Origin of the sequence: Actinotalea fermentans (assembly GCF_007991475.1) — a bacterium.
Lineage (GTDB): Bacteria > Actinomycetota > Actinomycetes > Actinomycetales > Cellulomonadaceae > Actinotalea > Actinotalea fermentans.
Genome location: NZ_BJYK01000001.1, coordinates 50,808 through 64,907, shown reverse-complemented (window position 1 = coordinate 64,907; position 14,100 = coordinate 50,808). Strand labels below are relative to the sequence as shown.

14 protein-coding genes and 1 pseudogene are annotated in these 14,100 nt (G+C 75.2%); 7 read left to right on the top strand and 8 right to left on the bottom strand.

The features are described from left to right. Window positions 1-10 precede the first annotated feature (10 nt). From AFE02nite_RS00305 to hisN, 4 genes are all read left to right on the top strand, one after another. Window positions 11-592: a DoxX family membrane protein gene (locus AFE02nite_RS00305; RefSeq protein WP_146818910.1), complete on the top strand. Its 582-nt coding sequence runs from the start codon at window positions 11-13 to the stop codon at window positions 590-592. Window positions 593-695: 103 nt separating this feature from the next. Then, window positions 696-2,015, top strand: a complete 1,320-nt coding sequence (gene aroA / locus AFE02nite_RS00300) for a 3-phosphoshikimate 1-carboxyvinyltransferase (RefSeq protein WP_034248581.1) — start codon at window positions 696-698, stop codon at window positions 2,013-2,015. A 3-nt stretch (window positions 2,016-2,018) separates the two neighbouring features. Then, on the top strand, window positions 2,019-3,062 hold the full coding sequence (rsgA, locus tag AFE02nite_RS00295; RefSeq protein WP_034248583.1) for a ribosome small subunit-dependent GTPase A: 1,044 nt from the start codon (window positions 2,019-2,021) through the stop codon (window positions 3,060-3,062). A 47-nt stretch (window positions 3,063-3,109) separates the two neighbouring features. Continuing rightward, on the top strand, window positions 3,110-3,901 hold the full coding sequence (gene hisN / locus AFE02nite_RS00290) for a histidinol-phosphatase (RefSeq protein WP_034248584.1): 792 nt from the start codon (window positions 3,110-3,112) through the stop codon (window positions 3,899-3,901). Window positions 3,902-3,916: 15 nt separating this feature from the next. On the opposite strand, the gene AFE02nite_RS00285 is transcribed toward hisN, so the two are convergent. From AFE02nite_RS00285 to AFE02nite_RS00275, 3 genes are read right to left on the bottom strand one after another with little or no spacing between them, the layout of a single operon-like run. Then, the gene (locus AFE02nite_RS00285; RefSeq protein ID WP_034248586.1) at window positions 3,917-4,375 is read right to left on the bottom strand and encodes a DUF6912 family protein; all 459 of its coding nucleotides are present in this window, start codon (window positions 4,373-4,375) and stop codon (window positions 3,917-3,919) included. A gap of 3 nt (window positions 4,376-4,378) precedes the next feature. Then, entirely contained in the window at window positions 4,379-5,605 is a 1,227-nt protein-coding gene (locus tag AFE02nite_RS00280; protein ID WP_146818909.1) for an AAA family ATPase, read from the bottom strand. Next, window positions 5,602-6,294, bottom strand: a complete 693-nt coding sequence (locus tag AFE02nite_RS00275; RefSeq protein ID WP_034249024.1) for a hypothetical protein — start codon at window positions 6,292-6,294, stop codon at window positions 5,602-5,604. Before AFE02nite_RS00275 ends, AFE02nite_RS00280 begins: the two co-directional genes overlap by 4 nt. A 188-nt stretch (window positions 6,295-6,482) precedes the next feature. Here AFE02nite_RS00275 and AFE02nite_RS00270 point away from each other — a divergent pair, with 188 nt between their 5' ends. Next, window positions 6,483-6,719 (top strand): helix-turn-helix domain-containing protein, encoded by a 237-nt coding sequence (locus tag AFE02nite_RS00270; RefSeq protein ID WP_034249023.1) that lies wholly within the window; start codon window positions 6,483-6,485, stop codon window positions 6,717-6,719. Here AFE02nite_RS00270 and AFE02nite_RS00265 read toward each other — a convergent pair. Beyond that, window positions 6,690-7,220, bottom strand: a complete 531-nt coding sequence (locus AFE02nite_RS00265) for a hypothetical protein (protein WP_146818908.1) — start codon at window positions 7,218-7,220, stop codon at window positions 6,690-6,692. The genes AFE02nite_RS00270 and AFE02nite_RS00265 overlap by 30 nt on opposite strands. A 167-nt stretch (window positions 7,221-7,387) precedes the next feature. Here AFE02nite_RS00265 and AFE02nite_RS00260 point away from each other — a divergent pair, with 167 nt between their 5' ends. Together AFE02nite_RS00260 and AFE02nite_RS00255 are read left to right on the top strand one after the other, a co-directional pair. After that, window positions 7,388-8,143: a LysM peptidoglycan-binding domain-containing protein gene (locus tag AFE02nite_RS00260; protein WP_146818907.1), complete on the top strand. Its 756-nt coding sequence runs from the start codon at window positions 7,388-7,390 to the stop codon at window positions 8,141-8,143. Continuing rightward, a complete protein-coding gene (locus tag AFE02nite_RS00255; RefSeq protein ID WP_052114062.1) occupies window positions 8,140-8,703 on the top strand; it encodes an Rv3235 family protein in 564 nt (187 codons plus the stop codon). Before AFE02nite_RS00260 ends, AFE02nite_RS00255 begins: the two co-directional genes overlap by 4 nt. 61 nt (window positions 8,704-8,764) lie before the next feature. On the opposite strand, the gene AFE02nite_RS18030 is transcribed toward AFE02nite_RS00255, so the two are convergent. The 4 genes and pseudogenes from AFE02nite_RS18030 to hpf all read right to left on the bottom strand — a co-directional run bounded on the left by AFE02nite_RS18030 (window position 8,765) and on the right by hpf (window position 13,933). Continuing rightward, a complete protein-coding gene (locus AFE02nite_RS18030) occupies window positions 8,765-8,878 on the bottom strand; it encodes an SEC-C metal-binding domain-containing protein (protein WP_456047855.1) in 114 nt (37 codons plus the stop codon). Between the two features lie 36 nt (window positions 8,879-8,914). Further along, window positions 8,915-11,677 (bottom strand): annotated as a pseudogene (gene secA, locus AFE02nite_RS00250) (preprotein translocase subunit SecA); the annotation flags it as partial. A gap of 210 nt (window positions 11,678-11,887) precedes the next feature. Then, entirely contained in the window at window positions 11,888-13,156 is a 1,269-nt protein-coding gene (locus AFE02nite_RS00245) for a winged helix-turn-helix domain-containing protein (protein WP_034248875.1), read from the bottom strand. A gap of 141 nt (window positions 13,157-13,297) precedes the next feature. Then, window positions 13,298-13,933 carry a ribosome hibernation-promoting factor, HPF/YfiA family gene (gene hpf, locus AFE02nite_RS00240; protein ID WP_034249447.1) on the bottom strand — a complete coding sequence of 212 codons (636 nt, stop codon included), beginning with the start codon at window positions 13,931-13,933 and terminating at the stop codon, window positions 13,298-13,300. Window positions 13,934-14,100: the final 167 nt, after the last annotated feature.

The window sequence follows — 14,100 nt, the reverse complement described above, 5'->3', positions numbered from 1 at the left end:
GGAGGAGATCATGCTGACCCGTCGGATCGCCCGTCCCCTGCTCGCCGGATGGTTCGTCACCGAGGGTGTCGATGCCGTCCGCCACCCGGGGCCGCACGTCGAGCGGATGCGCGACGCGTGGCGCCGGCTCGCGGCCCGCACCGGGCTCGGCGACCCGCCGCCCACCGACACGCTGCGCCTGGCCGTCCGGCTGCACGGTGGCGCCATGGCGGGGGCCGGCGTGCTGCTCGCCGCGGGCAAGGCCCCGCGCACCTCGGCCTGCGCGCTCGCCCTCCTGACGCTTCCCCTGGCGGTCGCGGACGCACCCGTCCGCACCCAGGGGGCGGTCACGCCCGCCACCCTCGCGGCGGGTGGCGACCGCGGGGCGCGGACGCTGCTGCGCGACCTCAGCCTGATCGGCGGGGCGCTCATCGCCGGGCTGGACAAGGAGGGGGCGCCCAGCCTCGGCTGGCGGGTCCGGCACGCCCGCCTCGACCGCGACGCCGAGCTCGTGGCCCGACGCACGGTCGCCTCGGCACGCAAGGAGGGCAAGCAGCTCGCACGGGAGACCCGCGCGGCGCTCGCCGCCGCGAAGGGCGCCGTCCGCGACTGAGCCGACGGCTCCCCCGCCCGACAGCGCCGCCCGACGCACCGCCCGACGCGCCGCCCGTGACCGAGCCAGCCGCGCCCGACGCCGCCCCGGTAACCTCGTCGACATGACGACCGAGCTCGCGCACGCCCCCGAGTGGGCGGCGCCGGAAGCCGAGTCGCCCCTGGACGCCGTCGTCGAGGTGCCCGGCTCGAAGTCCCTGACCAACCGGTACCTCGTGCTGGCCGCCATCGCCGACACCCCCGGCCACATCCGTGGCGCGCTGGCCTCCCGCGACACGGTGCTCATGGCCGACGCCCTCGAGGCGCTCGGCGCGCGCGTCGAGCGGCGAGGTTCGGACTGGGCCGTCGAGCCGATCCGCCTGGGGCGCCGCGCACCGTTCGGTGCGGGTCCGATCGAGGTCGAGTGCGGCCTCGCCGGGACCGTGATGCGCTTCGTTCCGCCTGTCGCCGCCCTGCTCGGCCGGCCCGTCCGGTTCGACGGCGACCCGGAGGCTCGCGTCCGACCGATGGGCCCGGTGCTGCGCGCCCTGCGCGACCTCGGGGCTCGCGTCGACGACGGGCCCGACGGCGGCCGCGGGACGCTCCCCTTCACGGTCACCGGCCCGGGCGTCCTGCAGGGCGGGCTTGTCGACGTCGACGCCAGCGCCTCGAGCCAGTTCGTCTCGGGTCTGCTCCTCTCCGCGCCGCGCTTCGCCCAGGGGCTCGTGCTGCGGCACACCGGGCCGACCCTGCCGAGCCTGCCGCACATCGTCATGACCGTGGACGTGCTCCGCGCCGCCGGTGTGCGCGTGGACGACTCGCGGCCGCACATCTGGGAGGTCGCCCCCGGACCGGTCGCCGGCCGCGACGTGCGCGTCGAGCCGGACCTGTCGAACGCGGCCCCCTTCCTCGCCGCGGCCCTGGTGGCCGGCGGGACCGTGCGCGTGCCCGGCTGGCCCGAGGCCACCACGCAGCCCGGGGCACTGCTCCCTGACCTGCTCACCCGGATGGGCGGCCGGGTCGAGCGTTCCGCCGACGTGCTCGCCGTGTCGGGGACCGGCGTCGTGCACGGGATCGACGTCGACCTGCGCGAGGCCAGCGAGCTCGCTCCGACGATCGCCGCGCTCGCGACGCTGGCGCACGGCCCCAGCCGACTGCGGGGCATCGCGCACATGCGCGGGCACGAGACCGACCGGCTGGCGGCGCTCGCCACGGAGATCACGCGGCTCGGCGGCCAGGCGGAGCAGACGCACGACGGGCTCGTCATCACCCCGCGCGCGCTGCACGGGGGCGTCTGGCAGACCTACCGCGACCACCGGATGGCCACCGCGGGCGCGCTCGTCGGCCTGCGCGTCAGCGGGGTGCGCGTCGTCGACGTCGACACGACCGCCAAGACCCTCCCGGGCTTCACCGGGATGTGGGCCCGCATGCTCGGGGTCGCCTGAGGCATGCGGGCCATCGGCCGGCTCGACGAGGACGCCGTCCGCACCCGACCCGGGCGCGGCTCCCGCCCCCGCACGAAGCGCCGGCCCGCGCACGAGGACGCCGTCCGCGCGCTCGTGACGGCGGTGGACCGCGGCCGGTACGCCGTCCTCGTGGCCCCGGACACGCCCGGCGAGCGTGCCGTCACCGCGGTGAAGGCACGCGAGCTGGGCCGGGAGCGGGTCGTCTGCGGGGACCTCGTGGACGTCGTCGGCGACACGAGCGGCGCGACGGGATCGCTCGCCCGGATCGTGCGCATCGCCGACCGCCGCACCGTGCTGCGCCGCACGGCCGACGACACCGACCCGGTCGAGCGCGTGATCGTCGCGAACGCCGACCAGCTCGTCATCGTGACCGCGCTCGCCGACCCGGAGCCGCGCACCCGGATGATCGACAGGTGCGTGGTCGCCGCGTACGACGCCGGCATGGACGTGCTCCTCTGCCTCACCAAGGCCGACCTCGCCGACCCGGCCCCGCTCGTCGCGCTCTACACCCCGCTCGGCGTCCAGACGACCGTGACCGCGCGCGACGACGCCGCCGGCATCGGAGGCCTGGACCGGCTCCGGCACCACCTCTCCGGGCGCGTCTCGGTGCTGGTGGGGCACTCGGGCGTGGGCAAGTCGACGCTGGTCAACGCCCTGGTGCCGGACGCCGACCGGGCTACCGGGCGCGTGAACGTCGTGACCGGTCGGGGCCGGCACACGTCGTCCTCCGCCGTGGCCCTGCGCCTGCCCGAGCAGGACGGCTGGGTCATCGACACCCCGGGTGTCCGGTCCTTCGGACTCGCCCACGTCACACCGGAGCGCCTGCTCGCAGCCTTCGAGGACCTCGCCGCGGTCGTCGAGGAACGCTGCCCCCGGGGCTGCACCCACGCGGCGACGGCGCCCGACTGCGCGCTCGACGAGTGGGTCGCCGAGGCGGCGGGCGCCGAGGCGGAGGCACGGGCGCGCCGCGTGGACTCCCTGCGTCGGCTCCTGGCGGCGCGCACGGGCGACGCGCGCGCCGACTGACGGCCGGCTCGGCCGCGCCGGGGCGCCTCGGCGCTACGGTTCACCTCATGGCCTACGACGACGACCTGCGGCTCGCCCACGTGATCGCCGACCAGGTCGACGCGGTGACCATGTCGCGCTTCCGGGCGCTGGACCTGCACGTGGAGACCAAGCCGGACCACACCCCGGTGTCCGACGCCGATCGCCTCGCCGAGGAGGTCGTGCGCGCGCAGCTGGGCCGGACCCGGCCGCGCGACGCCGTCGTGGGTGAGGAGCTCCCGGCGACGGGCCACGGGCCGCGGCAGTGGGTGATCGACCCGATCGACGGGACGAAGAACTTCGTCCGCGGCGTGCCCGTGTGGGCCACGCTGATCGGGCTCATCGACAACGGCGAGGTCGTGCTCGGGCTGGTCAGCGCGCCGGCGCTCGGTCGTCGGTGGTGGGCGGCGGTCGGCTCGGGGGCCTGGAGCGGGCGCTCGCTGTCCTCGGCGACCCGGCTGCAGGTGTCCCAGGTCGGGGCTCTGCACGACGCGTCGCTGTCGTACTCGAGCCTGTCGGGCTGGGAGGAGCAGGGGCGCCTGGACGGCTTCCTGGACCTCACGCGGGCCGTCTGGCGCACCCGGGCCTACGGCGACTTCTGGTCCTACGTGCTCGTGGCCGAGGGCGCCGTGGACGTCGCCTGCGAGCCCGAGCTGGCGCTGCACGACATGGCCGCGCTCGTGCCGATCGTGACCGAGGCGGGCGGCACGTTCACCTCGGTGCGCGGCGTGCCCGGCCCGTTCGGGGGCTCCGCGCTGGCGACCAACGGCCTCCTGCACGACCAGGTGCGGGCCTTCCTCGACCCGTTCGACGAGGACTGACCCCCGCCGGCGCGGCTAGTGCAGCGAGCCCGCGGCCAGGCGGTCGAGCTCGCTCGAGTCGTACCAGAGCAGGTCCCGTTCGGCGAGGCGCTCGACGGCGTCGTCGTCCCCCGCGAGCGCTGCGACCACGTCCGCCTCCGCCGCGGCCTCGTCGACGTGCGCGCACGCGACGTCGTCCCAGCCGACGGGGATGGTGAGCCGGACGACGGACGGCGCGTGCGGGTCGTCGACGGCCTCGACGACCGCCTCGGGGACGTCCACCGCGACGACCACGCGTCGGCGCGGGGCGTCGGTGCCCTCGAGCCGGTCGAGGCTGTCGTCGGCGGCCAGCAGCTGCGCGGCGTACTCGAGGCCCTCCTCGTCCTCGTCGGGCAGGGCCGCCCGGAGCGCTGAGGTGACCGCGTGGACCAGACGCGGCTGCAGGCCGCGGCTGGGGTCGAGCTCGGCCAGGGTCGAGGGGACGTAGATCCGCATGGCTCAGTGTGCCCCCGCGGGCACCGCGGCGGGCACCAGTTCCGCGGCGAGCCCCGCGAGCGCACGGCGCAGGGCCGACGACGGGGCGTGCTCGGCGAGCGTGCGTGCGTGCAGGAGCGCGCCGTCACAGGTCACCTGGTCGTCCGGGAGCACGACGGCGTCGACCACGCCCGCGTAGCGTCGCAGGGCCTCGCGCACCGCGTCCCCGGGTCGGGGGCCGCTGGCACTGGCACGGACCCGGTTCACGACGACGCGCCGACGGGCCGCCAGCGCCAGCTCGTCGAGAGCGCCGAGCCCGCGCACGAGCCTCTGCAGACCGACCGGGTCGCCCGCGCCCACCACCACGACGACGTCAGCGGTCGCCAGCGCGGAGAGCGTCGCCGCGTTCCGCTGCGGCGCGCGGGTGTCGTAGGTCAGGGCCTCGTCCTGCTCGAGGCAGAACCCGCAGTCCACCACCGTCACGTCCGCGAGAGACCGACAGGCGGGCCAGACCAGGTCCAGGCTCGTCGCGGGGACCTCCGGCCACCGGTCGGGCCGGCTGAGCCCGGTGAGGACCCGCAGACCGCCCTCGAGCCGCGGGGTCAGCGCCGCGAGCCCCACCTCGTCGAGCCGACCTGCCGCGGCCGCCCGCGCCGCCGCCGCGAGACCGGGTGCCTCGTCGAGGAGTCCCAGGACCTGGGCGACCGTCCCTCCGTACGTGTCCGCGTCCACGAGGAGCACGGTCGGCCCCTCCGGGAGCCGCCCGGCGGGGCGAGCGGCGAGCTCGGCAGCGAGGTTCACCGCGACGGTCGTGCGCCCCGGCGCTCCGGTCGGTCCCCACACCGCCACCACGACGCCGTCCGCCGGCCGGGCCGGCGGGCCCGGGTCCGCCGCAGGAGCCGCCGGACGGCCACCGTCCAGCACCCGCTGGACCGCCGGTGCGACGCCGGGCGCCGCGGTCACCGCGTCCGCGCCGAGCCCGTCCACGCGCCCCCGGTCCTCCGCGGCCGCGACCACGACGACCCAGACCCCCGAACCGTGCAGGTGACCGACCGCTGCCCGGTCGAGTCCCGGCAGGTCGGCCGAGACGACGGCGACCCGGCCGATGCCTGCCGCCCCGGCCGCGAGGAGCTCGGCCAGGTCCGCGCACCGGCGCACCACCTCGACGCCGCGCTCGGCGGCCAGGACCTGCACCACCGTCGCCTCGTCGTCCCCCGTCACGGCACTGAGGACGCCGATCCGCGCGCTCACCGACCTCCCCCGGGCACCAGGACGACCTCGACCGACCCCTCGGCCGCGAGCGCGCCGAGCACCGTGGGCAGCTCGTCCACGGGCACGAGCACGTGGACGGTCACCGCCGAACCCACCGCCAGCCCACCGCGTGGCTCGCTCACCTCGGCCACGGTGAGCCCGGCCGCGAGGAGCTGTGGCTCGACGGTCGGCGCGCCCCGGGTCGCCCCGACCGAGGACGACGGCGCCACCCCGGCGTCCCCCTCGGGGACGAACCAGAGGTCGACGGCGGCCCCGGCAGCGAGCCCCTCCGGCAGCGCGCCGTCCGGCTCGATCGCCACGGGACGCAGCCCGAGCTCGGTCTGCGTCGCGACTGCGGACCTCGGGAGCAGCTCCCCCGCACCGACGACCCTGGTCGCGACGAGGTCGTCCGCCAGCGGCTCGTCCGCGCGCACGTAGGTGGCGCCCGCAGCGTCGAGACGCACCTGCCGGACCGTGAGGTCCGCCGCGGCGAGCGCGTCGCCGGGGACGAGCGCCTCGGCGGCCGCGTACACCGGCACGGTCCGCCCGGCGGACGCGACGAGCGTCGACCCGAGCGCGACGGAGGCGGCCACGAGCACGACCCCCAGCAGAAGGCGAGGGTCCCGCCAGCCGGGCCGACGCAGGCGCAGTGCAGGTGGGCTGGCGGGTGGGTGCGGGTGGTCGGCCATGTCCCCCTCGTTCGGTGTCGTCCCCGCGGGCGTGCCCGTGGTCCGCGTGCGCTCGCCGCGGGCTGCCCTGCCCATCTGGCGCGCGCCCGCGCCCGCCCATCATGCCCGTTCTGGTCGGTTTCGTCCCGGTCTTCAGTCCCACCTGTGCACGGTTCGGTGGCGTGCGCCCGACGTGCCAGACTCCTGCCATGCCGCGGTTCCTGACGCTCGCCGACGTGACGGATGTGCTCAACATCTCGATGACGCAGGCGTACGCCCTCGTGAAGTCCGGCGACCTCCCCGCGATGAAGATCGGCGGACAGGGCAAGGCCGGCCAGTGGCGCGTCGAGGCCGACCAGCTCGAGGCCTACATCGAGCGGATGTACGCCGAGACCCGCGCGAGCATCGAAGCGGGGTCAGCCGCGGCTCAGCACGAGCAGGGCTGACCAGGCGACGGCGCACCGGGCGCCGGTCGGTCGGTCGTCGTCCGGCCGCACCAGGGCCACGTCGAGGTGCTCCGTACCGACGGCGTCGACCCTGCCGACCACCGTGCCCGCCGTCGTGAGCACGCGCACGACGGACCGGTCGCGCGCGACCGCACGCAGCGCGTGACCGAGGCGGAGCCGGCTGCCGACGACGCCCGCCGGCGGCGCGGCGACGTCGCCCAGCCCGGCGACGACGGCGATGGCGTCGAGCGGGACCAGGTGCTCGCGGGGACCGTCCGCGAGCAGCACCCACTGCGGCCCGACGTCCTGGAGCACGCCGCGCCGGCACTCGCCGCCGTGCACCGTGACCGAGAGCTCGCCCGTGTGGGCGCGCAGCCGCGCACCCAGGTCGACGGCGGCGCGCTCGGCCCGCGTGAGGTCCGGCACGTCGTCGAGCCGGCCGCGCGACTCCGCGGCATCGAGCTGTAGCTCGAGATCGGCGAAGAGGGCCTGCCAGCGCATGCGCACACGCTAGGGCGCCGACCTGGCCCACATGTCCGCTTTGTCCACACAGTGGTCGTCCAGTCGACGTGACGGAACTCGATCCTCCATCATCGTTCTGCATCATCCTGCATCGGTTGAGATCGCCCGCCGCGCGGCGCTCGGCCACCTCCCGGATCGGAGCACCCGTGGACCCTCGGAGCACCCCTCGACACGGCGCCTGGCGCGGCCTCACGGCGACCGCCGCCTGCGCCTGCGCGGCGGCCGTCCTCGCCCGCCTTGCCGTGAGCGCCTCCGCGCAGGCGCCGGCTCCCGACGCGATGGTGGGCACCGCGGTGCTCGCGGTGGGGGCCCTCGCCGCGGCCGTGCTCACCGGCGGCTGCGCCGTCCTCACCGTCACGGCCGTCGCCGCCGGCCTCGGACACCGGTGGTCGCGCACCGAGGCCGTGGCCCAGCGGGTCGTCCCCGCCGTCCTGCGCCGTGCGCTGACCGTCGGCGTCGGGGCAGGGATGTCGCTCGGCATCGGCGGCACCGCGCTGGCCGAGGACGTCGACGTGGACTGGCAGGTCACCTCGACCGTGTCGCAGACGTCCTCGGCACCGACCGCCCCCGGCTCCACCGTGAGCGGGGTGAGCCCGGTCAGCGCGGTGAGCCCGGTCAGCGCGGTGAGCGGACCTGTCCCCCTGGCGAGCCCGCCGGCTCCCACGACCCCGACCCCCGGTGCGCAGCCCGCCCCCGCCGTGGAGCCGACCTCGATCGTCGTCCAGCCCGGAGACAGCCTGTGGAGCATCACGGCGAGCCTGCTGCCGCCGGACGCCCCCGACGCCGCGGTCGCAGCCGCCTGGCCCTCGCTCTACGCGGCCAACCAGGCGCTCGTCGGCCCCGACCCGGGCCTGATCCACCCCGGTGACGTCCTCACCGTTCCTGCCGGGATCTCGGTATGAGCGCCGCGCTGGCGACGTCGGCCGACGCACGGACCGGATCTGCGACCGCACCGGCCAGGACCCGCCCCGCCGCGCGCGCGGCGACGACCGCTCCCCCGCGCCTGCTGCTCCCCCCGACCGCGGAGCCGTCGCACGTGGCGCGGAGCGCGTCGATCGGCCAACCGCCGGTCGGTCGTTCGGTGCTGTCCCCGCTGACCTCTGCCGCGTGGCCCACGGCCGCCCCCGAGCCACCGCGCGAGGAACCGCTGGAGGACCCGACCCGGCTGTGCGGCGCCGTCGTGATGGCGGCGATCGAGGCGCTCACGTCCGCCCGCCCGCTGGTCCAGCTCGCGCGCTGGGTCAGCCCGGAGGTGTACGAGGCGCTGGCACGGGCCGTGCGCCCCGGCCCGGCCACCGGTCGACGCGGCGTCGTCCTCCGCGCGGTCCGGCTGTGCCGCGTCGGCCCCACCGTCGCCGAGGGCACGGCGGTGGTGCACGACGGTGCGCGCGTCCGCGCGGCCGCCGTCCGTCTCGAGGTGCACCGCGGGAGCTGGCGGGCCACGGTCCTGCAGATCGGCTGACCTGCTCCCGCCGCTGACGGAGCGCGAGCCCGGCCGGTGACCGGCCGGGCTCGCCCTGGCGTCAGGCTGCTTCGTTCTTCCCGTGGCAGAGCTTGTACTTCTTGCCCGAGCCGCACGGGCACGGCGAGTTGCGCGGGGTGCCCGGGAACGTCTGGCCGTCCTTCTCCGCCGCCACGGCGCCGCCCGAGCCCGAGGCCGCCGTCACAGCGTTCGCGTCACCGTCGACCGACGGGGCCGAGTACTGCAGCGGCGCCCGCCGTTCCGGCGCCTCGAGGCCCTTGGCCACCATGCGCGGCACGGGCCGCGCGGCACGCGTCGGCTGCTCCTCGGCGGCGACCGCGGCCCGCGGCGCCGCGACCGTCGCGGGTGCGGTCGTGGTGACCGCCGGCTGCTCCGCCGCGGCGGCGCCGTCGGTACCTGCAGCCTCGCCGGCCGCCTCGGCGCCGGCGTCCGCCGGTGCGGCCTCCTCCGGCTGCTGGAGCTTGACCTCGAGGTTGTACAGGAACGTGACGGACTCCTCCTTGATGGCGTCCGTCATGGCCTGGAACAGCTGGAAGCCCTCGCGCTGGTACTCCACCAGGGGGTCGCGCTGCGCCATCGCCCGCAGGCCGATGCCGTCCTTGAGGTAGTCCATCTCGTACAGGTGCTCGCGCCACTTGCGGTCCAGGACCGAGAGGACCACGCGACGCTCGAGGTCGCGCATGTTCTCCGTCCCGAGCTGCTCCTCGCGCCGCTCGTACGCCATCCGGGCGTCGGAGAGCAGCTCGTCCAGGAGCAGGTCGCGCGTCAGCCGCTGCGCCGAGCCGGCCTCCTCGATCACCTCGTCGGGCGTGATCGAGACCGGGAAGACGAGCTTGAGGGCGGTCCACAGCGCGTCGAGGTCCCACATCTCGGGGGTGCCCTCGGCCACGGCCGCGTCGACGTAGGCCGTGACGACGTCGGTGACGAAGTGCTGGACCTGCTCGTGCATGTCCTCGCCCTGGAGCACGCGGCGCCGCTCGGCGTAGATCACCTCGCGCTGGCGCGACATGACGTCGTCGTACTTCAGGACGTTCTTGCGGACCTCGAAGTGCCGCGCCTCGACCTGGGACTGCGCGCTCTGGATGCCGCGGGTGACCATCTTGGACTCGAGCGGCAGGTCGTCCGGGTACGCGGCCCGGTTCATCATCGACTCCGCGAGCCCCGAGTTGAACAGCCGCATGAGGTCGTCGGTCATGGACAGGTAGAAGCGGGACTCGCCCGGGTCGCCCTGCCGGCCCGAGCGGCCGCGCAGCTGGTTGTCGATGCGCCGGGACTCGTGGCGCTCCGTGCCCAGCACGTACAGGCCACCGAGCTCGACGACCTCGTCGTGCTCGGCCGCGACGGCGGCACGCGCCTTCTCGAGCGCGGCGGGCCAGGCGGCCTCGTACTCCTCCGGGCTCTCCGCGGGGTCCAGGCCCTGCTCGGCGAGCGCCTGCACGGCCATGAACTCCGCGTTGCCGCCCAGCATGATGTCGGTACCGCGACCGGCCATGTTCGTGGCGACCGTCACGGCACCCTTGCGGCCCGCCTGCGCGACGATCGACGCCTCGCGAGCGTGCTGCTTCGCGTTCAGCACCTCGTGCGGGACGCCCATGCGGCGCAGCATCTGCGAGAGCTTCTCGCTCTTCTCGACGCTCACCGTGCCGACGAGGACCGGCTGGCCCTTGGCATGCCGCTCGACGATGTCGTCCACGACCGCCTTGAACTTGACCTCCTCGTTCTTGTACACGAGGTCCGGCTGGTCCTTGCGGACCATCGGCTTGTTCGTCGGGATCGGCACGACGCCGAGCTTGTACGTGCTCATCAGCTCGGCGGCCTCGGTCTGGGCCGTGCCGGTCATGCCGGCGAGCTTGTCGTAGAGCCGGAAGTAGTTCTGCAGCGTGATGGTCGCCAGCGTCTGGTTCTCCGCCTTGACCTGCACGCCCTCCTTGGCCTCGATGGCCTGGTGCATGCCCTCGTTGTACCGGCGGCCGGGCAGCATGCGGCCGGTGTGCTCGTCGACGATGAGCACCTCGCCGTTCATGACGACGTAGTCCTTGTCGCGCTTGTAGAGCTCCTTGGCGCGCAGCGCGTTGTTGAGGAAGCCGATGAGCGGGGTGTTCAGCGACTCGTACAGGTTGTCGATGCCGAGGTAGTCCTCGACCTTCTCGATGCCCGGCTCGAGGACGCCGACCGTGCGCTTCTTCTCGTCGACCTCGTAGTCGACCTCCGGGTGGAGCCGCAACGCCATCTTCGCGAACTCGGCGTACCACTTGTTCGCGTCGCCGGAGGCGGGGCCCGAGATGATCAGCGGCGTCCGCGCCTCGTCGATGAGGATCGAGTCGACCTCGTCGACGATGGCGTAGTGGTGACCGCGCTGGACGAGCTCCTCGGGCCGCCAGGCCATGTTGTCGCGCAGGTAGTCGAAGCCGAACTCGTTGTTCGTGCCGTAGGTGATGTCCGCGAGGTACTGCTTGCGGCGCTCCTCGGGGTTCTGACCGGTGACGATGCAGCCGGTCGTGAGCCCGAGGAAGCGGAAGACGCGGCCCATGAGCTCGCTCTGGTAGGAGGCGAGGTAGTCGTTGACCGTGACGACGTGGACGCCCTTGCCGGTGAGCGCGTTGAGGTAGGCGGGCGCGGTGGCGACCAGCGTCTTGCCCTCACCGGTCTTCATCTCCGCGATGTTGCCGAGGTGCAGCGCGGCGCCGCCCATGAGCTGCACGTCGAAGTGCCGCTGGCCGAGCGTCCGGCGGGCCGCCTCGCGCACGGCGGCGAACGCCTCGGGGAGGATGTCGTCCAGCGTCTCGCCGTCGGCGAGACGGGCCTTGAAGCGGTCGGTCTCCTCGCGCAGCTCGGCGTCCGTGAGCGACTCGAAGCTCGGCTCCAGAGCGCCGACCTGCTCCGCGATCCCGGCGAGCTTCTTGAGGGTCCGGCCCTCGCCCATCCGCAGGACCTTGTCGAGGATCGAAGGCACGCGCGTCTCCCAGTGTCCGTGTGTCCGCGCCGAGCGGCACGGTCCGGGCCCGTCGTCCGCCCTTGGGCACTCCGACGGCTGCTCCGTCGGGCCGCCCGGGCGCAGGCCACCAACCATCGTAGGCGAGGCACCGCCCACGCCCCGTACCAACGACCGACGCGCGGACGGGGTTCCCCGCCGCACCGGCCGCGGGCCGGCCTGCGCGACCGCCTACGAAGCCGCCGACGGCGTGGCGAGCGCCGTCAGGAGAGCGGGCAGGAGGTCGCCGCCCGCTGCCGGCCCGGCCGCGACGTCGGACAGGCCCAGCCAGGAGGCGGCGAGCCGGAGCTCCGCGGCGAGGGCCTCGGCGACGGCGCCCGGGGACTCGCCGGCGCGCCCCGTCGGCTCGGCGTGCGCGGCCTGGACGAGCAGGACGCCCGCGCGTCGGTCGGCCTTGAGGTCGACGCGCGCCACGATCCGGTCGCCCAGCAGGAAGGGCAGCACGTAGTACCCGTGCACGCGCAGGTGCGCCGGCGTGTAGATCTCGATGCGGTACCGCGTGCCGAACAGCTCCTCGAGCCGGCGGCGCTCGAAGACGAGCGGGTCGAAGGGGCTCAGCAGGGCACGTCCGGTCGCCGAGCGCGGTACGCGCGCGTCGCGGTGCAGGTAGGTCGGCCGCTCCCACCCCCGCACGACGACGGGCCGCAGCACACCGTCCTCGACCAGCTCGGCGACGGCCCGGCGCGCGGGGGCTGCCTTGATCCGGAAGTAGTCGGCGAAGCACGCCACGGTGCCCACCCCGTGCGCGCGCGCACCGATCTCCACGAGCGCGCGGACGGCGTCGTCGTCGGCGGGTTCCGGCGCGGCGAGGACGGCGGGCGGCAGCACGCGGGACGTCAGGTCGTACCGACGCTCGAAGGCCGCGTTCCGACCGGCCGAGGTGAGCTCGCCCGTGAAGAAGAGCAGCTCGAGGACGCGCTTGCTGACCGTCCAGTTCCAGCCCCAGTCCGCGCGCTGCCGGGGGTGCTCGGCCGCGTACTCGGCGTGCACCTCGCGCGCCGTCACGGGACCGCGCTCGGCGACGAGGTCGCGGATCTCGTCGACGAGGTGCGCGTGCGTGTGCAGGACCGACGTCGCCATGCCCCAGGCGTGCTCCCGCCACGCGCGCTGGCGCCAGCCGAGGAGGCGGTAGGTCTCCGGCGGGACGAACGAGGCCTCGTGGCCCCAGTACTCGACGAGGCGCCGCGGTGCCCGCCCGCTCGCCCGGTCGAGCAGGCCGGGGTCGTACGGGCCGATGCGCGAGAAGACGGGCATGAGGTGGGCGCGGGCCACCACGTTCACGGAGTCGATCTGCAGCAGCCCCAGACGGTCGACGACTTGCCCGAGGTGGCGCATGGTCGCCGGCCCCGCCCGCTCGGCCCGGGGCCGCGACAGCCCCTGGGCGTCGAGCGCGACGCGGCGGGCCTGGGCGAGCGTCAGCTGCTCGGGCGGGGCGGTCACCGGGCCATCGTGGCGGTCCCCTCCGACATGCGCCGCCCTGACGCGCCCGGGCGCCGACGCCGGACGCCACCACCGGACGCCGCTGCACGCGACGGGCGCGGGCCTGCGGCGCTCGGCCGCGGGCCCGCGCCCGCCGGTGTGCTAGACCGCCTGCGCGCTGACGGACACCGGCGAGTCGAGCCGGATGACGCCGTAGCTCCACCCCCGGCGCCGGTAGGCGACCGAGGGGAGCGACGTCTCCGCGTCCACGAAGAGGAAGAAGTCGTGCCCGACCATCTCCATCTCGTAGAGCGCGTCGTCCAGGGTCATGGGCTGGGCCGTGTGCAGCTTCTCGCGGATGACGATCGGCGAGTCGCCGAGCATCTTCTCGACGGCGCCGTCCTCGGTCACCGTGACGCCGGCGTCGGGCTCGGCCTCGACGACCTCCTCCGCCTCGGCGGCACGCACCTCGACGGGCGTCAGCGGGGCGCCGCGGTGGTCCTTGCGCCGGTCGCGCGCGCGCCGCAGCCGCTCCATGAGCTTGGTCATCGCGATGTCGAGGGCGGCGTACGGGTCGTCAGCCATGGCCTCGGCGCGGATCACCGGCCCCTTGCCGCGAACGGTCAGCTCGACCCGCTCGCAGATCTCGGACAGTCGGGGGTTCTTCTCGTGCGTGACCTCGACGTCCACCCGCTGCGCACGCGGTGCGAGCTGGGCGACCTTGCTGAGCTTGTCCTCGACGTGGCGGCGGAACCGCTCAGGAACCTCGGTGTGGCGGCCGACGACGACGATCTCCATGGCTGACCTCCTTGGGTGGGACGGGCGAACCGTCCGACGGGACCTGGATCACTCACAGGTAGGGACGCGGTGTGGGCACCACCTCCTCCCGCAGGCCTCTGCGGAACCGGGCGGCGGTCCGGGGGATGCGCCATCCGGTCGTCAGCTACCACGACCGTAACCCGGAA

Excerpts from the sequence above, each read along its gene's own strand:
- AFE02nite_RS00305 (WP_146818910.1), top strand. The coding sequence starts at position 11 with ATGCTGACCCGTCGGATCGCCCGTCCCCTGCTCGCCGGATGGTTCGTC.
- aroA (WP_034248581.1), top strand. The coding sequence starts at position 696 with ATGACGACCGAGCTCGCGCACGCCCCCGAGTGGGCGGCGCCGGAAGCC.
- rsgA (WP_034248583.1), top strand. The coding sequence starts at position 2,019 with ATGCGGGCCATCGGCCGGCTCGACGAGGACGCCGTCCGCACCCGACCC.
- hisN (WP_034248584.1), top strand. The coding sequence starts at position 3,110 with ATGGCCTACGACGACGACCTGCGGCTCGCCCACGTGATCGCCGACCAG.
- AFE02nite_RS00285 (WP_034248586.1), bottom strand. The coding sequence starts at position 4,375 with ATGCGGATCTACGTCCCCTCGACCCTGGCCGAGCTCGACCCCAGCCGC.
- AFE02nite_RS00275 (WP_034249024.1), bottom strand. The coding sequence starts at position 6,294 with ATGGCCGACCACCCGCACCCACCCGCCAGCCCACCTGCACTGCGCCTG.
- AFE02nite_RS00270 (WP_034249023.1), top strand. The coding sequence starts at position 6,483 with ATGCCGCGGTTCCTGACGCTCGCCGACGTGACGGATGTGCTCAACATC.
- AFE02nite_RS00265 (WP_146818908.1), bottom strand. The coding sequence starts at position 7,220 with ATGCGCTGGCAGGCCCTCTTCGCCGATCTCGAGCTACAGCTCGATGCC.
- AFE02nite_RS00255 (WP_052114062.1), top strand. The coding sequence starts at position 8,140 with ATGAGCGCCGCGCTGGCGACGTCGGCCGACGCACGGACCGGATCTGCG.
- hpf (WP_034249447.1), bottom strand. The coding sequence starts at position 13,933 with ATGGAGATCGTCGTCGTCGGCCGCCACACCGAGGTTCCTGAGCGGTTC.